Source organism: Thermoactinomyces sp. CICC 23799 (assembly GCF_016055145.1).
Taxonomy (GTDB): domain Bacteria; phylum Bacillota; class Bacilli; order Thermoactinomycetales; family Thermoactinomycetaceae; genus Thermoactinomyces; species Thermoactinomyces intermedius.
This window is the reverse complement of the sequence record NZ_JAECVV010000004.1, coordinates 283,921-304,557: the sequence shown is the minus strand read 5'-3', so window position 1 is coordinate 304,557 and position 20,637 is coordinate 283,921. Positions and strand designations below refer to the sequence as shown.

The 20,637-nt window shown below is 48.9% G+C and carries 20 protein-coding genes; 3 read left to right on the top strand and 17 right to left on the bottom strand.

What is annotated here, in order from left to right:
* Positions 1–347 precede the first annotated feature (347 nt).
* The 17 genes from I8U21_RS07620 to I8U21_RS15180 all read right to left on the bottom strand — a co-directional run bounded on the left by I8U21_RS07620 (position 348) and on the right by I8U21_RS15180 (position 18,826).
* Positions 348–2,066: a proline--tRNA ligase gene (locus I8U21_RS07620; protein WP_198053628.1), complete on the bottom strand. Its 1,719-nt coding sequence runs from the start codon at positions 2,064–2,066 to the stop codon at positions 348–350.
* 126 nt (positions 2,067–2,192) lie between these two features.
* Positions 2,193–3,458: an RIP metalloprotease RseP gene (gene rseP, locus I8U21_RS07615; protein WP_198053627.1), complete on the bottom strand. Its 1,266-nt coding sequence runs from the start codon at positions 3,456–3,458 to the stop codon at positions 2,193–2,195.
* A 41-nt stretch (positions 3,459–3,499) separates the two neighbouring features.
* Complete coding sequence (locus I8U21_RS07610) at positions 3,500–4,657, bottom strand: 1-deoxy-D-xylulose-5-phosphate reductoisomerase (RefSeq protein WP_181730707.1); 1,158 nt, start codon at positions 4,655–4,657, stop codon at positions 3,500–3,502.
* 20 nt (positions 4,658–4,677) lie between these two features.
* The gene (locus tag I8U21_RS07605) at positions 4,678–5,475 is read right to left on the bottom strand and encodes a phosphatidate cytidylyltransferase (RefSeq protein WP_181730708.1); all 798 of its coding nucleotides are present in this window, start codon (positions 5,473–5,475) and stop codon (positions 4,678–4,680) included.
* A gap of 19 nt (positions 5,476–5,494) precedes the next feature.
* Positions 5,495–6,244, bottom strand: coding sequence for an undecaprenyl pyrophosphate synthase (locus I8U21_RS07600; protein ID WP_304650713.1), 750 nt, complete (start codon positions 6,242–6,244; stop codon positions 5,495–5,497).
* Positions 6,245–6,407: 163 nt separating this feature from the next.
* A complete protein-coding gene (gene frr, locus I8U21_RS07595) occupies positions 6,408–6,962 on the bottom strand; it encodes a ribosome recycling factor (protein ID WP_181730710.1) in 555 nt (184 codons plus the stop codon).
* 4 nt (positions 6,963–6,966) lie between these two features.
* Complete coding sequence (gene pyrH, locus I8U21_RS07590) at positions 6,967–7,692, bottom strand: UMP kinase (protein ID WP_181730711.1); 726 nt, start codon at positions 7,690–7,692, stop codon at positions 6,967–6,969.
* 125 nt (positions 7,693–7,817) lie between these two features.
* On the bottom strand, positions 7,818–8,471 hold the full coding sequence (gene tsf / locus I8U21_RS07585) for a translation elongation factor Ts (protein WP_181730712.1): 654 nt from the start codon (positions 8,469–8,471) through the stop codon (positions 7,818–7,820).
* Positions 8,472–8,553: 82 nt separating this feature from the next.
* Positions 8,554–9,282 (bottom strand): 30S ribosomal protein S2, encoded by a 729-nt coding sequence (gene rpsB / locus I8U21_RS07580; protein WP_181730713.1) that lies wholly within the window; start codon positions 9,280–9,282, stop codon positions 8,554–8,556.
* A gap of 193 nt (positions 9,283–9,475) precedes the next feature.
* Positions 9,476–10,888, bottom strand: a complete 1,413-nt coding sequence (gene hslU, locus I8U21_RS07575; RefSeq protein WP_181730714.1) for an ATP-dependent protease ATPase subunit HslU — start codon at positions 10,886–10,888, stop codon at positions 9,476–9,478.
* Positions 10,888–11,430, bottom strand: a complete 543-nt coding sequence (gene hslV, locus I8U21_RS07570) for an ATP-dependent protease subunit HslV (RefSeq protein ID WP_181730715.1) — start codon at positions 11,428–11,430, stop codon at positions 10,888–10,890. Before hslV ends, hslU begins: the two co-directional genes overlap by 1 nt.
* A gap of 72 nt (positions 11,431–11,502) precedes the next feature.
* Positions 11,503–12,816, bottom strand: coding sequence for an FADH(2)-oxidizing methylenetetrahydrofolate--tRNA-(uracil(54)-C(5))-methyltransferase TrmFO (gene trmFO / locus I8U21_RS07565; RefSeq protein WP_198053625.1), 1,314 nt, complete (start codon positions 12,814–12,816; stop codon positions 11,503–11,505).
* Between the two features lie 18 nt (positions 12,817–12,834).
* Complete coding sequence (gene topA / locus I8U21_RS07560; RefSeq protein WP_198053624.1) at positions 12,835–14,910, bottom strand: type I DNA topoisomerase; 2,076 nt, start codon at positions 14,908–14,910, stop codon at positions 12,835–12,837.
* 118 nt (positions 14,911–15,028) lie between these two features.
* The gene (gene dprA, locus I8U21_RS07555) at positions 15,029–16,132 is read right to left on the bottom strand and encodes a DNA-processing protein DprA (RefSeq protein ID WP_181730718.1); all 1,104 of its coding nucleotides are present in this window, start codon (positions 16,130–16,132) and stop codon (positions 15,029–15,031) included.
* A gap of 198 nt (positions 16,133–16,330) precedes the next feature.
* On the bottom strand, positions 16,331–17,233 hold the full coding sequence (sucD, locus tag I8U21_RS07550) for a succinate--CoA ligase subunit alpha (RefSeq protein ID WP_181730719.1): 903 nt from the start codon (positions 17,231–17,233) through the stop codon (positions 16,331–16,333).
* Positions 17,234–17,274: 41 nt separating this feature from the next.
* Entirely contained in the window at positions 17,275–18,435 is a 1,161-nt protein-coding gene (gene sucC, locus I8U21_RS07545) for an ADP-forming succinate--CoA ligase subunit beta (RefSeq protein WP_198053623.1), read from the bottom strand.
* Between the two features lie 256 nt (positions 18,436–18,691).
* A complete protein-coding gene (locus I8U21_RS15180; protein ID WP_255516942.1) occupies positions 18,692–18,826 on the bottom strand; it encodes a hypothetical protein in 135 nt (44 codons plus the stop codon).
* A gap of 197 nt (positions 18,827–19,023) precedes the next feature.
* Here I8U21_RS15180 and I8U21_RS07540 point away from each other — a divergent pair, with 197 nt between their 5' ends.
* The 3 genes from I8U21_RS07540 to I8U21_RS07530 all read left to right on the top strand — a co-directional run bounded on the left by I8U21_RS07540 (position 19,024) and on the right by I8U21_RS07530 (position 20,595).
* Positions 19,024–19,452 carry a hypothetical protein gene (locus I8U21_RS07540; RefSeq protein ID WP_198053622.1) on the top strand — a complete coding sequence of 143 codons (429 nt, stop codon included), beginning with the start codon at positions 19,024–19,026 and terminating at the stop codon, positions 19,450–19,452.
* Between the two features lie 394 nt (positions 19,453–19,846).
* Complete coding sequence (locus tag I8U21_RS07535) at positions 19,847–20,128, top strand: hypothetical protein (protein ID WP_181730722.1); 282 nt, start codon at positions 19,847–19,849, stop codon at positions 20,126–20,128.
* 35 nt (positions 20,129–20,163) lie between these two features.
* Positions 20,164–20,595 carry a hypothetical protein gene (locus I8U21_RS07530; RefSeq protein WP_181730723.1) on the top strand — a complete coding sequence of 144 codons (432 nt, stop codon included), beginning with the start codon at positions 20,164–20,166 and terminating at the stop codon, positions 20,593–20,595.
* Positions 20,596–20,637: the final 42 nt, after the last annotated feature.

The window sequence follows — 20,637 nt, the reverse complement described above, 5'->3', positions numbered from 1 at the left end:
CCCGTCCTTCATCGGCTCCTGGCGCCAAGGCATCCACCGTGTGCCCTTAGTAGCTTACCCTACTGACTCTCTTGGAGATTACTTCTCCCGGTGATTGCAACTTGACAAGCGACGTGTGAAGATTCTCGTCATACGAGTCTCTTCAACCTCGTCATGCTTCTTCCATATCTCATTTTCAAGGTGCGTCGTTTTCCTTTTGTCCACCGCCTTGCGGCGACAAGGAATAATATATCACGGTCATAAACAAAATGCAACCCTTTTTTATAAAACCACTTATTTCCATAATCAACAACCAAAAAACCCTTCTTCTCATGCAGAAAAGAAGGGTTGTAAAATGCTTGGCGGCATTACGATGGGTTGTCCGCCCGTTTGATCCACTCCGGCAAATCGCGGATCACATTTTCAACGGCTACATCCTGTGCATCACCCGAGCGGCGCAGTTTCATCTCCACCAGACCATCTCCGGCTTTGGCTCCGACGGTAATCCGGACCGGAATCCCGAACAAATCCGCGTCTTTAAATTTCACACCCGCCCGTTCTTTACGGTCATCAAACAATACTTCATATCCGGCTTCCAATAACTCTTGGTACAATTTTTCCGCAGTTTTGGCCTGTACCTCATTTTTCATATTCACCGCAATCAGGTGAACGGTATAGGGGGCAATGGAAACGGGCCAAATAATTCCGTGCTCATCATGATTCTGCTCCACAACGGATGCTACCGCGCGGGAAATGCCGATGCCGTAACATCCCATGATAAACGGCTGCTCTTTGCCGTTTTCATCCAAAAATCTGGCTTTCATCTCCACGCTGTAACGGGTTCCCAATTTGAACACATGCCCCACTTCAATCCCGCGGCGCAGAGAAATCACACCACCGCAACGGGGACATCTGTCGCCTTCCTGGATATTTCTCAGGTCGCCGGTCACATCCACTCCAAAATCACGCCCGGGTTGAACATGAATGAAATGATGATCGACTTCATTGGCTCCGACAATCAGTTCTCTCTGATTCATCACAGCCTGATCCGCCAACACTTTCACTTTTTTCTTCAAGCCCACCGGCCCCACAAATCCGGCAGGAGCCCCTGCGATTTCCTGCACGGTTTGATCATCGGCCAGCTCACAAACCGTGGCATTCAACAGATTTTTCACCTTGACATCATTCACTTCATGATCTCCCCGCACCAAAACGAGCACAGGTTCCCCGTCCACCAAAAAGACAAGGCTTTTGGCCAGCTTGGAAACCGGCACATCCAAATATTTTGCCACCTCTTCAATGGTGCGTTTTTGCGGAGTGTGCACTTTTTCCATTTTTTCCACGGAAGCTACACCGGATGTATTTTCTTCCCCGGCCACTTCGGCCATTTCCACATTGGCCGAGTAATCGCAGGATTCACAGATAACCACCGTATCTTCCCCGGCATCCGCCAGAGCCATAAACTCATGGGTGCCTTTTCCGCCGATGGAACCGGAGTCGGCTTCAACCGCCCGAAATTCCAGACCGATGCGGGTAAAAATGTTTTGGTATGCCTGATACATCTTTTCATAGGTTTCATTCAGCGAATCCCGATCCGAATGAAACGAATAGGCATCTTTCATGATAAACTCCCGCCCTCTCAACAAACCGGAGCGCGGGCGCTTTTCATCCCGGAATTTGTTTTGAATCTGGTATAAAATCATCGGGAGTTTTTTGTAAGAATTGATTTCACCCCGCAACAAATCGGTAATCACTTCTTCATGGGTGGGCCCGATCGCAAAAGGCCGGTCATGCCGGTCTTGCATCTTAAACAAATCAGGCCCGTAAGTGTCCCAACGGCCGGACTCCTGCCATAATTCGGCCGGATGCAATGTCGGCAACAGCAACTCTTGACCTCCGATGCGATCCATCTCTTCGCGCACAATTTGTTCCACCTTATGTAAAACGCGGTATCCCAAAGGCAAGAAAGTATATATCCCCGCAGCCAATTGCCGGATGAATCCTCCGCGCAGCAACAGCTGGTGACTGATCATTTCTGCTTCCCCGACCGTCCGGAGTGTCGGAGCCATCATATTGTTTTGCCGCATATTCATCCCTCTCTTTTCAAAAAATGCCATTGTTTTTTATCATACATAAAACCATTAAAAGAAAAAAGATCTATCGCCATAAAAAAGGAAAACCGGCCCATCGATCAGAGCCGGGTTTCCGCTTTATCAAGTGAAGAACACTTTTTTTATGTCATTAAACGTCACCACAAGCATCAACATCATCAGTAAAGCGAACCCAATAAAGTGAACCAGACTTTCCTTGTTCGGGCTGATCGGACGGCCGCGAACCGCCTCGATCCCGATGAAAACCAGACGGCTTCCATCCAAAGCCGGAATCGGCAACAGATTAAAAATCCCCAGATTCAGGCTCAAAAGTGCGGTCCAACGGATGAGTGACTCATATCCGGCCTTGGCCGCCTCGCCGGTGATGGAACCCATCTGAACAGGCCCACCCAAACTTTTCAGCCCCAGCTGTCCGGTCACCAACTTCCCGAATCCGTCCATGATCATGACAGACCAATCATACGTCTGCCTGAACCCGTCAATGGCTGCTTCCCAAAGGGTGGCGTCTCTTTTCATCTCATTGACATTAAAATAAACCCCGATTTGGTAGACTTCCCCGCTTTTTTGCGGTGTAACCGGAAAATCCAGTTTTTGTCCGTTTCTGTCCACCGTAATGGTCACCGTTTTCCCTTTGGATTCCAACAACTCATACCGCAACGAATCCATGGTATTCACTTTTTTGCCGTTGATGGCCACAATCATATCATTTTCCCGGATCCCGGCCTTGGCTGCCGGTGAATCCGGAATGGCCTGATCGACCGGCAACCGGTCTTCGATTCCGGTTACAAATGTGTAGATGGCAAACAGAATAATGGTCAACACAATATTAAACAGGGGGCCGGCAAAAATGGTCATCGCCTTTTGCCCGGCGGTTTTGGAGCCGAACTGACGGTCATACGGCGCGATTTGCAGTTCCGTTTTTTCGGTGTAATGAATATTGGCTTGCGGATCCAGGAAATATTTTGCTTCATGTCCATCCGCATCTTCCAGCACCACATACAGCTGTCTTTCCAAATCCGCTTCCACAAGCCTTCCGACGACCAGAGACTCCGCCTCCAACCCTTGCGGATCAAACAGGTACAAATGGTTCAATTTCCCCTCCGGAGTTTGGGTTGCATAAACCATCGTACCCGTTTTGATTTCCACCATTTCCGCATCTTCACCGGCCATGCGGACATAACCGCCCAAGGGCAAAATCCGGAGGGAATAGAGCGTTTCCCCCCGTTTGGTGGCAAAAAGCTTCGGTCCGAAACCGATGGCAAATTCCCGCACCAGTATCCCTGCACGTTTTGCGAAGATAAAATGCCCCAATTCATGAACAAAGACAAGTAAACTCAGGACCAAAACAAATATCACTACGGTTTGCATGGACTATTCATCACCACCCTGGTTGATCACACACCTTAAATCTAAGCCGACGGAACAAGACCGTCTTGTGCAAATCGGCGGGCCCATCTGTCTGCTTCTTCAATTTCTTCCAACGACGGATTGCTGACCGCCTGATGTGCCTCCAGCGTCCGTTCGATGATCTCTTCAATGGCCAAAAAAGTGCATTTTCCTTGTAAAAAGGTTTGTACCGCCACTTCATTCGCCGCATTTAACACAGCCGGCACCGTTCCCCCGGCTTTCCCGGCATCATAAGCCATTTTCAAACAGGGATACCGTTTGAAATCCATTGCTTTGAAATCGAGCCGGGATAACTGAACAAAATCCAGGCGTTTTGTCGTCAGTTGCATCCGTTTGGGGTAAGTCAATGCATATTGAATCGGAACCCTCATGTCCGGGGTGCCCAATTGTGCCATCACGGCACCGTCTTGAAATTCAACCATCGAATGGATGACACTTTGCGGATGAAGGACTACATCTATTTTCTCATAAGGAAAATCAAATAACCAGTGCGCTTCAATCACTTCAAATCCTTTGTTCATCATCGTTGCACTGTCAATGGTGATCTTGTTTCCCATTGCCCAGTTCGGATGGTTTAACGCTTGTTCCACGGTTGCATTCACCAATTCTTCCCGGCTCCAATCACGAAACGCCCCTCCGGATGCCGTGATGATCACCCGTTCCACATCGTCCATCCGCTCACCATGAAGACATTGAAAAAGTGCAGAATGCTCGCTGTCAATCGGCAACAACGGCACTTGATGTTTTTTGGCTTCCGCCGTCACAATATGGCCGGCTGTGACCAGGGTCTCTTTATTTGCCAACCCGATCTTTTTCCCTGCCCGAATGGCTTCCAGGGTCGGGACCAAGCCTTTGCTTCCGACCAAAGCAGAGACAAGGTAGGTGGAGTCCGGACTGGCAGCAACCTCTTTCAAGCCTTCGTCCCCCCACAGGACACGAACCTCGTCCCCCACTTCCCGTTTCACGGCTTCAGCCGCTTCCCGGGTGGCCATGGACACCAACCGGGGCTGAAATTCCTTCACTTGTTGTATCATCAATTTTGCATTGTTCCCGGCCGCCAAAGCGACAACTTCAAATTGTTCAGGGTGTTCTTTGATTACCGCCAGTGTGCTTGTTCCAATGGACCCAGTGGAACCGAGAATAGCCACCTTTTCTAACATTCCATAGCCCCTTTCAGTCATCACAAAAGTTGGACAAAGTGTAAAATGATAAACGTGAACAGCAAACTGTCAAAACGATCCAAAAATCCGCCATGCCCCGGCAAAAGGGATCCTGAGTCTTTGACGCCTGTGCTTCGTTTCCATGCCGATTCAATGAGGTCCCCGATTTGACCGACGACGGTGATCAATACGCCAATGGCCACGGCAAACAACGGATTGCCCAGATCGGGAAATATGAAAAAGATGATGATGCTCAAAAGAGTTCCACACAAAATTCCGCCAAGAGATCCTTCAATGGTTTTATTCGGGCTGATTTCCGGCATCAGCTTCTGCTTTCCCCATCGCTTGCCGACAAAATAAGCGCCGGTATCATTTGCCCAAGTGGCCAAAATGATCAACAAGGACCAAGCCAAACCGTTCTCTTGCCAAATCGTCACCGTCATATAGGAAAATCCATATCCTATGTATATGGCACCCACAAACAAATAAGCCATTTGAAACAGATCAAATTGGTTCCGGCTGAAGACCATCCACAAAAAATACAGAATCAGCCCCAGGATGACCGGTGTGGTTCCTTGCAAAAAAGAAAATCCGGAGAAGTTGGGTTGATTGGCAAGCACACTCAAAAACACCATCAAGATCACGGCAACCCCGATAAAAATTTGCGGGGTGCGAAGCGAAATGTTTTTCATTTTTGCATATTCAATAAAGGCCACAATTCCCAAAACAAACAAGCAAATTGTATATAACCAGGCTTGGCTCATCAATCCCAGAAAAATCACAGCGCCCAATGTACCTGTAATAATTCTCTGTTTCATCGCTATTTCCCCTGTCTCTTTACACCGCCCCAAAGCGTCTTGAACGATGCTGGAAATCTTCGATCGCCTGGTAAAAACATTCCGACGAGAAATCAGGCCACAACACATCCGTAAACCACAACTCACTGTACGCAAGTTGCCACAACAAGAAGTTGCTCACCCGTATTTCACCACTTGTCCGGATGACCAGATCGGGATCTGGCAATCCTTTGGTCAACAAATACTCACTCATCAGCTCTTCGTTGACTTCTCCTTTATCAATATGACCATTTTCAATGTCTTCTATAATCCGGTGAACAGCCTCTATAATCTCGCTTCTTGCCCCGTAGTTAATGGCAAAATTCAGTATCAAGCCGGTATTGTCTTTGGTTTTTTTCTGAAACTCCATCAACGCTTTTTGCGTGTAATCCGGTGTCCTGCTGATCCCGCCCAAAATCCGGACCTTGACATTTCGCTTCATCAACTCTTGCAAATCGGTTTTCAAAAACTCCATGGGCAGCTTCATCAGATACTCCACTTCGTCTTTGGGTCTTTTCCAGTTTTCCGTTGAGAAGGAGTAAAAGGTTAACACTTCAATCCCCAAATCATCGGCGGCCCGGATAATTTCACGGATCCGTTTCATTCCCGCGGCATGACCGGCCGTGCGAGGCATTCCCCTTTTTTTGGCCCAACGTCCGTTTCCGTCGGTGATAATCGCCACATGCTTGGGCATGGGCGCTTTTTTGATCTTTTCTAACAAATCTTCGGCGGATGATGTATCGTTCCCCATGGATCCCATCAAACGCTTCATGGATTTGATCATAGAACATTCCTCCGCAAATAGGTCTCAAAATATCTTAGGTACGAATCAACCTTTTTCCTCCAACAATTTCCTGATTTAGCCAGAAAACCCCCTCTGTAAAGAAGGGGTTTTCACCCGATGAGATCATTCCTCAGATTTCCAGAATTTCTTTCTCTTTGTCCGCAACCACATCATCCACTTTTTTGATGTATTGATCCGTCAGCTTTTGGACTTCATCCTGGCCGCGGCGCAGGGTGTCTTCCGGAATCTCCCCGTTTTTCTCCATCTTTTTCAATGTGTCGTTGGCATCACGACGGATGTTGCGAATCGCCACTTTGGCATCTTCGCCGGTTTTCCGGACCAGTTTTACCAATTCGTTGCGCCGTTCTTCCGTCAAAGCCGGGATGGTGATACGGATCACGGAACCGTCATTGTTGGGGTTCAACCCGAGCTCGGATTTTAAAATCCCGCGTTCAATCTCGGGCAATACCGATTTGTCCCACGGTTGGATCAGCAAGGTGCGGGGATCCGGAGTGGAAATGTTGGCGACCTGGTTGACGGGCATTTCCGAACCGTAATACTCCACGACCACTTTATCCAACAACGAAGGGTTGGCCCGTCCGGCACGAATCGAAATCAAATCTTTCTTTAAAACTTGCAGTGCCTTTTCCATCTTCTCCTGAGCTTGCTTTTTTACTTCATCCATATGCTTACACACTCCCTTTTACCAATGTTCCGATTTGCTCTCCCAAAAGCACGCGCCGAATGTTTCCTTCTTCGGAGATATTAAAAACAATGAGCGGAATGTTGTTATCCATACACAAGGACGAAGCTGTGGAATCCATTACTTTCAAACCTTTGTTCAAGATTTCCAGATAAGTCAGCGTGTCATATTTTTTGGCGGTCGGCTCTTTCTTGGGATCTGCAGTGTAAACGCCATCCACATTGTTTTTGGCCATCAAAATGACTTCTGCTTCAATCTCAGCCGCTCTGAGCGCCGAGGTCGTATCCGTCGAGAAAAACGGATTGCCGTTTCCGCCGGCAAAGATCACAACCCGGCCTTTTTCCAAGTGGCGAATGGCACGCCGGCGGATATACGGCTCGGCGACTTGCCGCATTTCAATGGCGGTTTGCACCCGGGTCGGCACATCGATACTTTCCAGCGCATCTTGCAACGCCAACGAGTTCATCACCGTGGCAAGCATTCCCATGTAATCGGCAGTGGCACGGTCAATTCCGCGGGATGATCCCTGAATGCCGCGCCAAATGTTGCCGCCTCCCACAACCACAGCCACTTCCACACCGAGTTCAACCACTTCTTTGATTTGTTTGGCCAGCGATTGGATCACATTTGCGTCAATTCCATAACCCCGGTCTCCGGCCAAGGCTTCACCACTTAATTTTAAGATAACTCGCTTATATTTGGGAGTACTCATCGTTTTCCTCCGTTCGTACAAAATCAATATAGATGAATTTTCCTTCAAATCATACAACTTGTCCAGTTTGTTCAAAGAACTTCTAAAAAAATGGGAACACCAAGTTCGTGTTCCCATGTAATTTGTCAACCTTTCTTGACTTGGGACATAACCTCTTCCGCAAAGTTATCTTCACGTTTTTCGAGACCCTCGCCCATTTCGTAACGGACAAAACGACGGATATTGATGTTTTCACCGATCTTGGCGATCATTTCTTTCACCAGTTGATCGATGGTTTTATCCGGGTCTTTGACAAAAGGTTGATCCAAAAGGCAAATGTCTTTGAAATGTTTTTGCAAACGTCCTTCCACCATTTTGTCAACAATGTGTTCCGGTTTTCCTTCTTGAAGCGCTTGTTGTTTTAAAATTTCCCGTTCTTTTTCCACAACGCTTTCCGGAATTTCTTCACTGCGAACATATTGCGGATTCATTGCGGCAATTTGCATGGCGATATCCCGGACAAAGCTTTTGAACTCTTCGTTTTTCGCAACGAAATCGGTTTCACAGTTTACTTCCACCAGAACACCGATCCGGCCTCCGGCATGTATGTAGGATTCAACAATCCCTTCCGCTGCAATGCGGTCTGATTTTTTGGCTGCTTTGGCGATACCTTTCTCACGGAGATATTCGATCGCTTTTTCCATGTCTCCGTTGGTTTCGGTTAAAGCTTTTTTACAATCCATCATTCCCGCGCCTGTTTTTTGACGCAGTTCTTTTACTTGTTGTGCGCTGATTGCCATGAATGCTCCTCCTTTTTTGATATAGCGTATAAAAAGAGGGGGCCGGCATGAGTCCCGTCATGCCACCCTCTTCATTTTCCGGTCAGGAAGCTGTTGTGGTTTCGCTCGGTTGCTCTTGTTGCTGTTGCTCCCCTTGTTTTCCTTCCAGAATGGCATCGGCGATTTTTCCGGTGAAGAGACGAACCGCACGGATGGCATCGTCGTTCCCCGGAATGACATAGTCGATTTCATCCGGATCACAGTTGGTATCCACAATGGCAATGATCGGGATGTTCAACTTGCGGGCTTCGGCAACCGCAATCCGTTCTTTGCGCGGATCAATCACAAAGATGGCATCCGGCAATTTTTTCATGTATTTGATCCCGCCGAGGAATTTTTCCAATTTTGCCTGCTCTTTTTTCAGCAGAACCACTTCTTTTTTCGGCAATACATCAAAGGTGCCGTCTTCTTCCATGCGTTCCAATTCATGAAGACGTTCGATGCGTTTGCGGATGGTTTGGAAGTTCGTCAGGGTTCCTCCCAACCAACGGTGGTTGACATAAAACATGTTGGAACGGGTGGCTTCTTCTTTGACGGCTTCTTGTGCTTGTTTTTTCGTTCCGACAAACAAAATGTTTCCGTCATTTGCAGCCAGGTCACGAACGAAATTGTAAGCCTGTTCCATCATTTTCACGGTTTTTTGCAAATCGATGATATAAATGCCGTTACGTTCCGTGAAAATGTACTTTTTCATTTTCGGGTTCCAACGACGTGTTTGATGACCGAAATGAACCCCTGCTTCCAATAATTGTTTCATTGATACAACTGCCATTAAAAAATCCTCCTTATTGGTTATTCCTCCGCCAAAGTCATCGCAAGCAGAAACCAATTTTCCCATGGCACCACTGCCTGCTTTCCTTGACGTGTGTTTTACACCATTGATGAATATACCATATTCATTAAAGCCCTCGCAAGAAAAAACTCCCGTGAAACGTCAATTCGAAAAAAACGCCGAATTTCCTTCTTTATAATATATACTGGCTCAAATCACGGTCTTTCACTATATCTTGCAATCGTTCTCTCACATATTCCGGTGTGATCTTGATTTCACCGGCTCCGATCTCAGGCGCCTCAAAGGACAATTCCTCCAGCAACCGCTCCAAAACCGTATGGAGGCGGCGGGCACCGATATTTTCCGTCGCGCTGTTCACTTCCGCCGACAAGCGGGCAATCTCGCGGATAGCTTCATCGGTGAAGGTCACCTGGATGCCCTCTGTTTCCAACAACGCCGTGTACTGTTTGATCAGCGCGCTTTTGGGCTCGGTTAAAATCCTTACAAAATCATCGGCCGTCAAATCACTCAGTTCGACACGGATCGGAAAGCGGCCTTGAAGTTCGGGAATCAGATCCGACGGTTTGGACACATGAAATGCCCCGGCAGCGATAAACAAAATGTGATCGGTTTTCACCGGCCCGTATTTGGTCATCACCGTCGAGCCTTCCACGATCGGCAAAATATCGCGCTGCACCCCTTCCCGGGAGACATCCGGACCATGTCCGTCCTTCCCGGCCACTTTATCGATTTCATCCAAAAAAATGATCCCCGATTGTTCCACCCTTTCCAGAGCTTCCTGGGTGACCTGGTCCATGTCGATTAATTTTTGCCCTTCCTGCTGGGTTAATATTTCGCGGGCCTCTTTCACGGTGACTCTCCGCTTTTTGGTTTTCTTCGGCATCAAATGCCCGAGCATCTCCTGCATGTTCATTCCCATTTGTTCGACGCCGGTTCCGGCAAACATGTCAAACATGGCCGGAGCCTGCTCTTCCACTTCGATTTCGATCACGCGATCCTCCAGTTCTCCGCGCAATAACTTCTCTTTTAAGATTCGCCGGTCTTCTTTCAGCTTGCTTTCATCCTGTTGCGTCTGACTGGCCGGAGGGGAGGATTGATTTTGCTGGAACAGAAACTCAATCGGATTTTTAAAAGTTGGTGCGGCCTTTTTGCCGGGGGCCAGAATTTCGACAATCCGGTCATTAGCCATGGCGCGCGCCTCATCCTTCACGCTTTCCAACTTTTCTTTTTTCACCATGCGAACCCCGGTCTCCACCAAATCACGGACCATGGATTCCACATCCCGGCCGACATAACCCACTTCGGTGAATTTGGTGGCTTCCAGTTTGACGAAAGGTGCACCGACCAGCTTCGCCAGCCTGCGGGCAATCTCGGTTTTTCCCACCCCTGTCGGACCGATCATCAAAATGTTTTTGGGAACCACTTCCTCTTTCAGTTCATCCGGCAACAGCGTGCGGCGGTAACGGTTTCGAAGAGCGATCGCAACGGCGCGTTTTGCTTCATTCTGCCCGATGATGTACTTATCCAATTCTGCAACAATTTGCCGGGGAGTCCATTTTTCTCGAGGGTTGTACACGGGCGCCATCATGAAACCTCCTCAACTACAATCTGATTGTTGGTAAACACACAAACTTCGCTGGCAATGGTTAATGCGGCTTCAGCGATTTCTTTGGCGGAAAGATGGGGCGCATACCGTTTCAACGCCCTGCCGGCAGACAATGCAAAACTTCCTCCCGAACCGATCGCCAACATCCCGTCATCCGGCTCGATCACTTCACCGGTACCGGAGATCAGGAACAATTTCTCCGCGTTCATCACGATCATCATGGCTTCCAGTTTCCGCAAAACCTTATCGGAACGCCATTCCTTGGCCAGCTCCACCGCTGCCCTCGCCAGGTTCCCGTGGTATTCTTCCAGCTTCCTTTCAAACTTCTCAAACAGCGTCATCGCATCCGCGACGGATCCGGCAAAACCGGCCACCACTTTTCCGTGATACAGCCGGCGCACTTTTTTCGCGCCGTGTTTCATGATCATTTGATTGCCAAAAGTCACCTGACCGTCTCCGGCCATGGCCGCTTTTCCTTCATGCTGTATGGCAAAGATGGTCGTTGCATGAAAATCTCCCAATCTTTGTTCCCCCTTTTTCGGGCCAATCGAAAATTTCCCGTCAATCATGTATGATCGCTTGAAAATCCCGCATCAAGAAGAGACAGTGACTTGTTTGCGAAATTCCTCAATACTGTCCAAAGCGCGTTCGGCGTATTTTTCCGCCCGCTCTTTCTTGTTGCGGATCCGTTTGGGCAAAGCTTCAAATAATCCGAAGTTTGCATTCATCGGCTGAAAATGTTTCGGATCGGTATGGGTGATGTAATGAGCCAGGCTTCCAATGGCGGTCGTTTGGGGCGGAACCACTGGTTCTTCCCCCTTCACCAGACGGGCGGCATTGATGCCCGCAATGAGACCGGACGCCGCTGACTCCACATATCCTTCCACTCCGGTCATTTGGCCGGCAAAGAACAGTTGGTCATTTTTTCTGAATTGATAGGTGGGAAGCAGAAGTTTGGGTGAATTGATAAAGGTGTTCCGGTGCATCACCCCGTACCGGACAATCTCGGCGTTTTCCAAACCGGGAATCATCCGTATGACTTCTTTTTGCGGCCCCCATTTCAAATGGGTTTGGAAGCCGACAATATTGTAAAGGGTGCCGGCACTGTTGTCCTGCCGCAATTGCACGACGGCAAACGGCTGTTTTCCGGTCCGCGGATCGGTTAACCCGACCGGCTTCATGGGACCGAACAACAATGTTTTTTTCCCTCTTTTGGCGAGCACTTCAACCGGCATGCATCCCTCAAAGAAAATTTCTTTTTCAAAATCTTTCAAGGGCGCTGTCTCCGCTTGAATCAATGCCTCATAAAAACGGTCAAACTCTTCTTCCGTCATGGGACAATTGATATAAGCGGCTTCCCCTTTATCATAACGGGACTGGACAAAAACTTTTTCCATATCGATTGAATCTTTTTCGACAATGGGAGCCGCTGCATCATAAAAATACAAATATTCCTCGCCGGTCAAAGCTCTCAGTTTTTCGGACAGCGCCTTGGATGTGAGCGGTCCGGTGGCGATCACGGCCGGCCCCTCGGGCAATTCGGTGATTTCTTCATGATAAATTTCGATGTTGGGATGGCGGGAAAGCGTTTGAGTGATTTCCTCCGAAAAACTTTCCCGGTCCACGGCAAGCGCCCCGCCGGCCGGAACCGCATGCCGGTCCGCCGCTTTCATCACAATGGAATCGAGGCGGCGCATTTCTTCTTTTAACACGCCCACCGCATTGGTCAACGCTGCGCTTCGCAATGAGTTGCTGCACACCAATTCGGCAAATTGTCCCCCGCGATGGGCGGGTGTCATTTTTACCGGCCTCATTTCATACAATTTCACTTTGATTCCGCGCCCGGCGATTTGCCAGGCGGCTTCGCTTCCTGCCAACCCCGCTCCCACAACAGTCACGTGTGTCATCTTTTTCCGTCCCCTCCGTCAATTTTTTTCTTCTTCATAATCACAAACAGTACAACGAATCATGGTCGGCTTTTTCTTTGCTTTTTTCTCCACCATCAGGTTCCCGCATTTCGGGCATGGACGGAGAACCGGCCGGTCCCACGAAACAAAGTCGCATTCCGGGTATCGGCTGCATCCGTAAAACAGGCGGGATTTTTTGCTCTTTCGTTCAACGATTTCCCCTTCTTTGCATTTGGGGCACGAAACCCCGGTCGATTTGACAATCGGTTTGGTGTTGCGGCAATCCGGAAAAGCGGAACAAGCCAAAAACTTTCCGTAACGACCGAACTTGTATACCATCGGGCTGCCGCACTTTTCACAGACTTCCCCGGACACCTCGTCTTGGATTTCCACTTCTTCCATCTCTTTTTCCGCGACGGACAACTGTTTTTGAAACGGATGATAAAACCGGTCCAAAATTTCGATCCAATCGGCTTTTCCTTCCTCCACCTTATCCAGGTCTTCTTCCAGATTGGCCGTAAACTCCACATTTAAGATTTCCGGGAAAAACTGCTGCATTAAATCAATCACAATTTCCCCCAACTCGGAAGGAACAAAACGTTTCTCTTCCAGAAGGACATATCCCCGTTTCTGGATGGTGTCCAAAATCGGGGCGTAAGTACTCGGGCGCCCGATTCCTTTGTCTTCCAGCTCTTTGACAAGGCTGGCTTCGGTATAACGGGGCGGGGGCTGGGTGAAATGTTGTTTGGGCTCGACGGACTTCCGCTTTAATACCTGCCCCTCGGAAAGCTCCGGTAAAAACTTGTCTTCTTCCTTTTTCTTCTGATCCTCGCCTTCCACATACACTTTCATGAATCCCGGGAACTTGATTTTGGAACCGCTGGCCTTAAACAGCGCTTCCCCGACCCGGATATTCGCCGAAACCGCATCAAACACGGCCGGTGCCATTTGAGAAGCCACAAACCGGTCCCAAATCAATTTGTACAACCGGTATTGGTCCCCGGACAAATAACTTTTGATTTCGGACGGAACCCGGAAGACGGAGGTCGGACGAATCGCTTCGTGGGCATCTTGCGCGCCCGATTTCTGTTTGTGCGAGTGTGGTGTTTTTGGCAAGTATTCCGCCCCGAACTTTCCGGCGATGTATTCACGCGCTTCGCTTTGGGCCGTTTTGGAAATCCGGGTGGAATCCGTCCGCATATAGGTAATGAGCCCCACCGTTCCTTGTTTGCCGATGTCCACCCCTTCATATAACTGCTGGGCGACCGCCATCGTCTTCTGCGCGCGGAAACCGAGCTTCCGGGCGGCTTCCTGCTGCAACGTGCTCGTGATAAACGGACCGGCCGGATTTCGTCTGCGTTCGCTGGTTTTCACCTCTTCGACAACAAAGCGCTTTCCCTTGATGGCTTCAAGGAGTTGATCCACATCTTCTTTGGAACCCAACTGCGTTTTCTTTTTCCCGTAACCATAAAATTTGGCTTCAAAAGGCTCTTCACCGCTTAGCAGCACCGCCGTCACGGTCCAGTACTCTTCGGGTTTGAACTTTCGGATTTCATTTTCCCGGTCGATGATCAACTTGACCGCCACCGACTGAACCCGTCCGGCACTCAAGCCTTTTTTCACTTTCTTCCACAACAGCGGGCTGATGTTATACCCCACCAACCGGTCCAAAATCCGCCTTGCCTGTTGGGCATTCACCAAATCCATGTTGATTTCCCGGGGATGCTTGAATGCTTCTTTGACGGCTTGTTTGGTGATTTCATTGAAAACGACCCGGCATTTTTGCTCCAGGGGAACATTCAAACTGTGCGCCAGATGCCAGGCAATCGCTTCCCCTTCCCGGTCCGGGTCCGCCGCCAGATAGACATTTTTTACTTTTTTCTTGGCGTCACGCAATTCTTTTAAAATATCCCCTTTTCCCCGGACGGTGATATATTTGGGTTCAAACCGGTTTTCCACATTGACGCCCATCTGGCTTTTGGGCAAATCCCGCACATGTCCCATGGAAGCTTTCACGATGTATTTGCTTCCCAGGTATTTTTTTATGGTTTTGGCTTTAGCCGGTGATTCAACAATCACTAGTGAATCGGCCATCTACGGCCCTCCCCTCATTCTTGCCACTTCTCTTATTTGCACTCGTATTTGATACAATACCAAATTGTGACCAAAGTGTTCAACTTCCGGACACTTGGTTTGAAGATGCTTTGATGCGTCACTTGCGGATATACCGGGCTCCGGGAAGCGAGGCAATCACCTGTTTCATCTCCAACGTGACCAGTGCCTGATGAACTTCCCCCGGGGCCCTTTGTTGATCAAACCGCTCCAACAACTGATTGATGTGGATCGGTTCATCCATCGGAATTTGTCCGTAGATTTGCTCTTCTATATCATTTAAGTCAATCGGGCTCAAATTATGCAAATCGTCCGGAAGGGAACCGGTCAAAGGGAGCCCCTCCAGCTCTTCCAGGATGTCTGACGGCTGGCGCACGCATTTTGCCCCGTCCTGGATCAGTTTTAATGTTCCCTGGCTTAGGGCGGAGGTCATCATCCCCGGAACGGCAAAAACTTCCCTTCCCTGCTCCATGCTGAACCCGGCAGTGATCAAAGAACCCGATTTTTCCGCGGCTTCCACCACCAGCGTTCCGTGCGAAAGACCGCTGATAATCCGGTTCCGTCTGGGAAAGACCCCTGGATGGGGCGGGGTGCCGGGCGGCATTTCGGAAATCACCGCCCCGTGCTCCACCAACTGCTCATAAAGGCGGCGATGATTTTTGGGATAAATGACATCCACCCCCGTTCCCAAAACGGCTATGGTTTTGCCTCCCACCCGCAGCGCGGACCGGTGTGCCTCCCCGTCGATTCCGTTGGCCATCCCGCTGATGATGGTCCACCCGCGTTCCGCCAACGGCGTCACCAGCTCCCGCGTTGCCCGGAGTCCGTAAGGCGTCGGTTTTCGGGTTCCCACCACGGCGAGCGACTTTTGCGTCAATAAGGATGAATCCCCCCGAATATATAACACCCATGGCGGTTGGGCAATCTCTTTCAACAGGGAAGGATAGGCCGGATCAAAAAACGTCACGGTCTGAATCTGCATTTTTTCCAGATTTTGCATCACTTTTTCAACCAACGCGGAAGTCAATTCGCATTTCACCTTCCCGATCGCTTTTGGCCTCACCCGGGAAAGCGTTAACCGGTCCAATAAATCGTCCGGCACGGGCCCTTTCGGTTTCCATCCCGCTTGAATCAATGAATGAATGGTGTGCCATCCCACCGACGGAATGTGATCCAATGCAATCAACCAAGAATAAGCATGCAACGGTCAACACCTCTTTTGCAAGAAAATGAACAGCTTATAAGAGTCGACACCCGTGATGCGATTGGTTCCTATTTCCAATATTACAAAGTACCATTTCCCCGCCCTTTCTCCTTCCGCCGGATCCTGATTTTCCCAAAACCATCACCGCCGCGGCCCGTACCAATAAAAAAAGGGAACCCGAAAGGTTCCCTTCATTCATCACTTCACCGTCACTTCGTCCAACAACCCTTTTTCTTCCAGAACTTTCACCAAGGTTTCGCCGATGACAGCCGGTGTTTCCGCCACTTTTACGCCACAGCGTTCCAACGTGGCAATTTTTTCGGCAGCGGTTCCTTTTCCTCCGGAGATAATCGCGCCCGCGTGTCCCATGCGTTTTCCGGGAGGTGCGGTTTGTCCGCCGATAAAACCGACCACCGGTTTTGTCATATGGTTTTTGATCCATTCGGCCGCTTCCTCTTCTGCCGTACCACCGATTTCCCCGATCATGATCACCGCTTTGGTGTCCGGATCTTCTTCAAAAGCTTTCAAACAATCGATGAAGTTGGTTCCGTTGATCGGATCGCCCCCGATGCCGACTGCCGTCGATTGGCCGATCCCGCGTGTGCTCAATTGATGGACGGCCTCATAGGTGAGCGTTCCGCTCCGCGACACGATCCCGACATGTCCGGGAACATGAATATATCCCGGCATGATTCCGATTTTGCACTCGCCCGGAGTGATGACACCCGGACAGTTCGGGCCGATCAGGCGTGTCTTTTTCCCTTCCATGTACCGTCTTACTTTCACCATGTCCAATACCGGGATGCCTTCAGTGATGCACACGACCAATTCCAATCCGGCATCCACCGCTTCCATGATGGCATCGGCTGCAAAGGCCGGAGGCACATAAATCGCAGAAGCATTGGCCCCGGTCACTTCCACGGCTTCCTGCACCGTGTTGAAAACGGGAACTCCTTCGATCTCCTGTCCCCCTTTGCCCGGAGTGACACCGCCGACGACTTGTGTCCCGTACTCAATCGCCTGTTTGGTATGAAACAATCCGGTTGACCCTGTAATCCCCTGGATGATCACTTTGGTATCCTTATTTACAAAAATACTCACCTAAACTCCCACCTTTCTCGGGCGATCTGTCATTCAAATTCTTACTTCACCAGTTCCACAATTTTTTGCGCGCCATCCGCCAAAGAATCGGCTGCCACAATTTCCAGACCGGATTCTTGCAGAATTTTCTTGCCGAGTTCGACGTTGGTGCCTTCCAGACGAACCACCAACGGCCGGTCCAGTTTGATTTGTTTTGCCGCTTCCACCACTCCGCTGGCGATCACGTCACATTTCATGATTCCGCCGAAAATATTTACAAAAATTCCTTTGACATTTTCATCCGACAAAATAATTTTAAAAGCTTCCCGCACTTTGTCCGCGGTTGCGCCGCCACCGACATCCAGGAAGTTGGCCGGTTCGCCGTCATAATGTTTGATGATGTCCATGGTGGCCATGGCTAAGCCGGCTCCATTCACCATGCAGCCGATATTTCCATCGAGCGCAATATAGTTCAGATCATATTTGGAAGCTTCAACTTCTTTCGGATCTTCTTCATCCAAGTCGCGCATTTCTAAAATATCAGGATGGCGGAACAATGCATTCGAATCAAAATTCAATTTCGCATCCAATGCCATGACGCGTCCGTCCTTCGTGGTAATAAGCGGGTTGATTTCCGCCAGGGAACAATCATTGTCGACAAATGCCTGATAAAGGCCCAGCATAAATTTCACGGCTTGATTGACTTTCTCTTGCGGGATGTTGATGGAATAAGCCAAACGACGCGCTTGGAACGGCATCATCCCAACCGCCGGATCAATCACTTCCTTAAAGATTTTTTCCGGTGTTTTGGCGGCCACTTCTTCGATCTCCGTGCCTCCTTCTTCGGAAGCCATCATGACGACACGTTGGGTGGACCGGTCAATCACCACTCCGACATAGTATTCTTTTTCAATTGGGAGTCCTTCTTCAATTAACAATCGTTTGACTTCTTTTCCTTCCGGGCCGGTTTGATGGGTCACCAGCGTCTTCCCGAGCAATTCATCTGCATATTGACGGACTTCTTCCAAACTTTTTGCCAATTTCACGCCACCGGCTTTTCCGCGGCCCCCGGCATGAATTTGCGCTTTGACAACCCACAGGTCTCCTTCCAGTTTTTTCGCAGCTTCCACCGCTTCATCGGCAGTGAACGCGACAAAGCCGTTCGGAACCTGAACGCCAAATTTTTTCAGGATTTGCTTTCCTTGATACTCATGAACATTCATTCCGCAATCCCCCAATCCTTGGTCATAACCACAAAAAACACGCCAAACCCTGATTCATGATTTATGTATTCCATCCTTCTGTATCCCCTTACAAAACCAGGTATCAGTCAGACAGAAAATCTTTTTTTCATGTTTGGCCACATTCTGAAGTATATCTCACGGTTTTGCTTTTGCCAACCGGAAGCAAACCGAGCCCTTCCGGGTCCCGACAAAAAAACGAGAGGATTCCGCCTCAGGCCCTCCCGTTTTAAAAATTTTACCGCATTACATCGATTGCCGTTAAAATAATAAAGATCAACAAGAATACCCCGGCGGCTCCCAATGCACCTTTCACGGCATCAATAAAATCATTTTCCTGATTGCGGGGCGTTTCCTTGCCGGACGTGTTCATGGATTTCCCTCCTTCTCCCACCATTTTTCCCAATCATGATCCCTTTCATAAATCCTTACGTTGGTATTATACTGTTGCCCGCCGGATTCTAGCAACCGGATTTCCGCAAGCCTTTTCTTCAAGCCGGTTCATTGTTTCCGGCACGTCCATGTTTTAATATAAAAAGAGTCCGATTTTAAAAACAGGGGAGAAAATCATTGAACATCCGCTTTCAAACGCCTTATCAATATGTCTTCATCCATCAAGGGATCAAGCATTTATTGCTGTTGTGGAAAAAGGAACGAAAAAGAGAAATCTATATTATTGAAGAAGAAAAAGAAGAGGTAATGGTTTTGCGTTATCCGGGGGAAACCTACAGTGATCTGATTTTGCAAGAACTGGAACCGCTTTTCTTTCAACAGCTGGAAATGGACGGAAGGACTTTCCTGGCGGTTTTGGGCGCCACCTTCACCCATCAACAGCGAACCATGGCCATGTATTATGACCCGGATCATCCCGACAAATCCCTTTTCTTTTTTGAATATTCAGGGGAGGAAATCTTCGAAATCAGCGAAAACGAATATCCTGAAGTCGTACAAACATTTATGCGGGAATTTCCGGAATATTTCACGGAAACCCCCGGCTGATGAAAAGCCGCTTTCCGAATGGAAGGCGGCTTTATTTTCTACCAAGATACTAAACTATTTATAAAATATATAATCACCTTTTTGCGAGCAAATAATATACTATATTAACTTCAAAGAATGCCAGTTGAAAACAAGGAGGTGTCGTCATTGAATGGCAACCGGAAACACCTCGATCATCTTTCAGGACAAATGGAACAAATCATAAGAATGAAAATATACAACTTATTGATCAAAAGTCTGGATGATGAAAAACTCCCCCCAAAACTGCAGAATTTAATCAATTTGGCAGAAGTGTTCCAACCAGGGACCAAAAACAAGATTAAGCAACTTATCCAACAGGACGTCTTGCACCGGAACAAATCGGCGCCCTCCCGGACGAGAGGAGGCGCAAACAATGACCTGTTATAGACGGCGAAGGAAACTCCGGAAAAGGAAGAAAAAACCGACTTTGTGCAAGCACTGCCGCAGACTGCTTCTGCTAAAAAACGTTTCCCCCCGCAAAAAACGAAGACGTCCGACACGCCCTTCCTCTGCAGACAGCTCCGTCAACAACGCCGCGACCATCGATGGCGCGATCAGCGGTCTGATTAATATCATCGTCCAAATTCCCGTAAATATTGGTGATTCCACATCATTGAATGAAAGCGACCAAAACTCGGTATCCAATGCCGTGTAAGTTCTGTGAACCCCATTGAAAGGAGGTGAAACAGGATGAGCAAAAACTCCTTTACCCCCGAAGAGTTGGAACAAATCCGCGCCATTTTGGACGAAGCCATCCGGGAAAATGTCCCGCAATCCCAACAAGTGGAAGCGCAACAAACCGCGATTGATTTTCTCAATTATATCCTGACTTTGCCCGCAGCCCTCACCGGTTCTGCCAGAGCAGCCGTCGGCAATGTAACCGGCATCCTCACTGATTTCATCACGGCACTCGTCAACCTGTTGATGTCGATCCTCATCGGCAACGGAAACGGAGGAACAACAACCGGCGCATCCCTGATGCAATCCCTGGCTCCCAATCTGGTCAATGTCATCGCGAAAAAAGTTCCGGTGACGGAAGAACAAAAAAAGCAAATTGAACAGCAAATCAAACAACAATTCTCCTCCAAGCAATCCGCTGCGGATTCTGAAAAGAAAGAGTAATCCGAATCCAATGTGATCATTCCCCCTGAAAGGAGGTGCAAG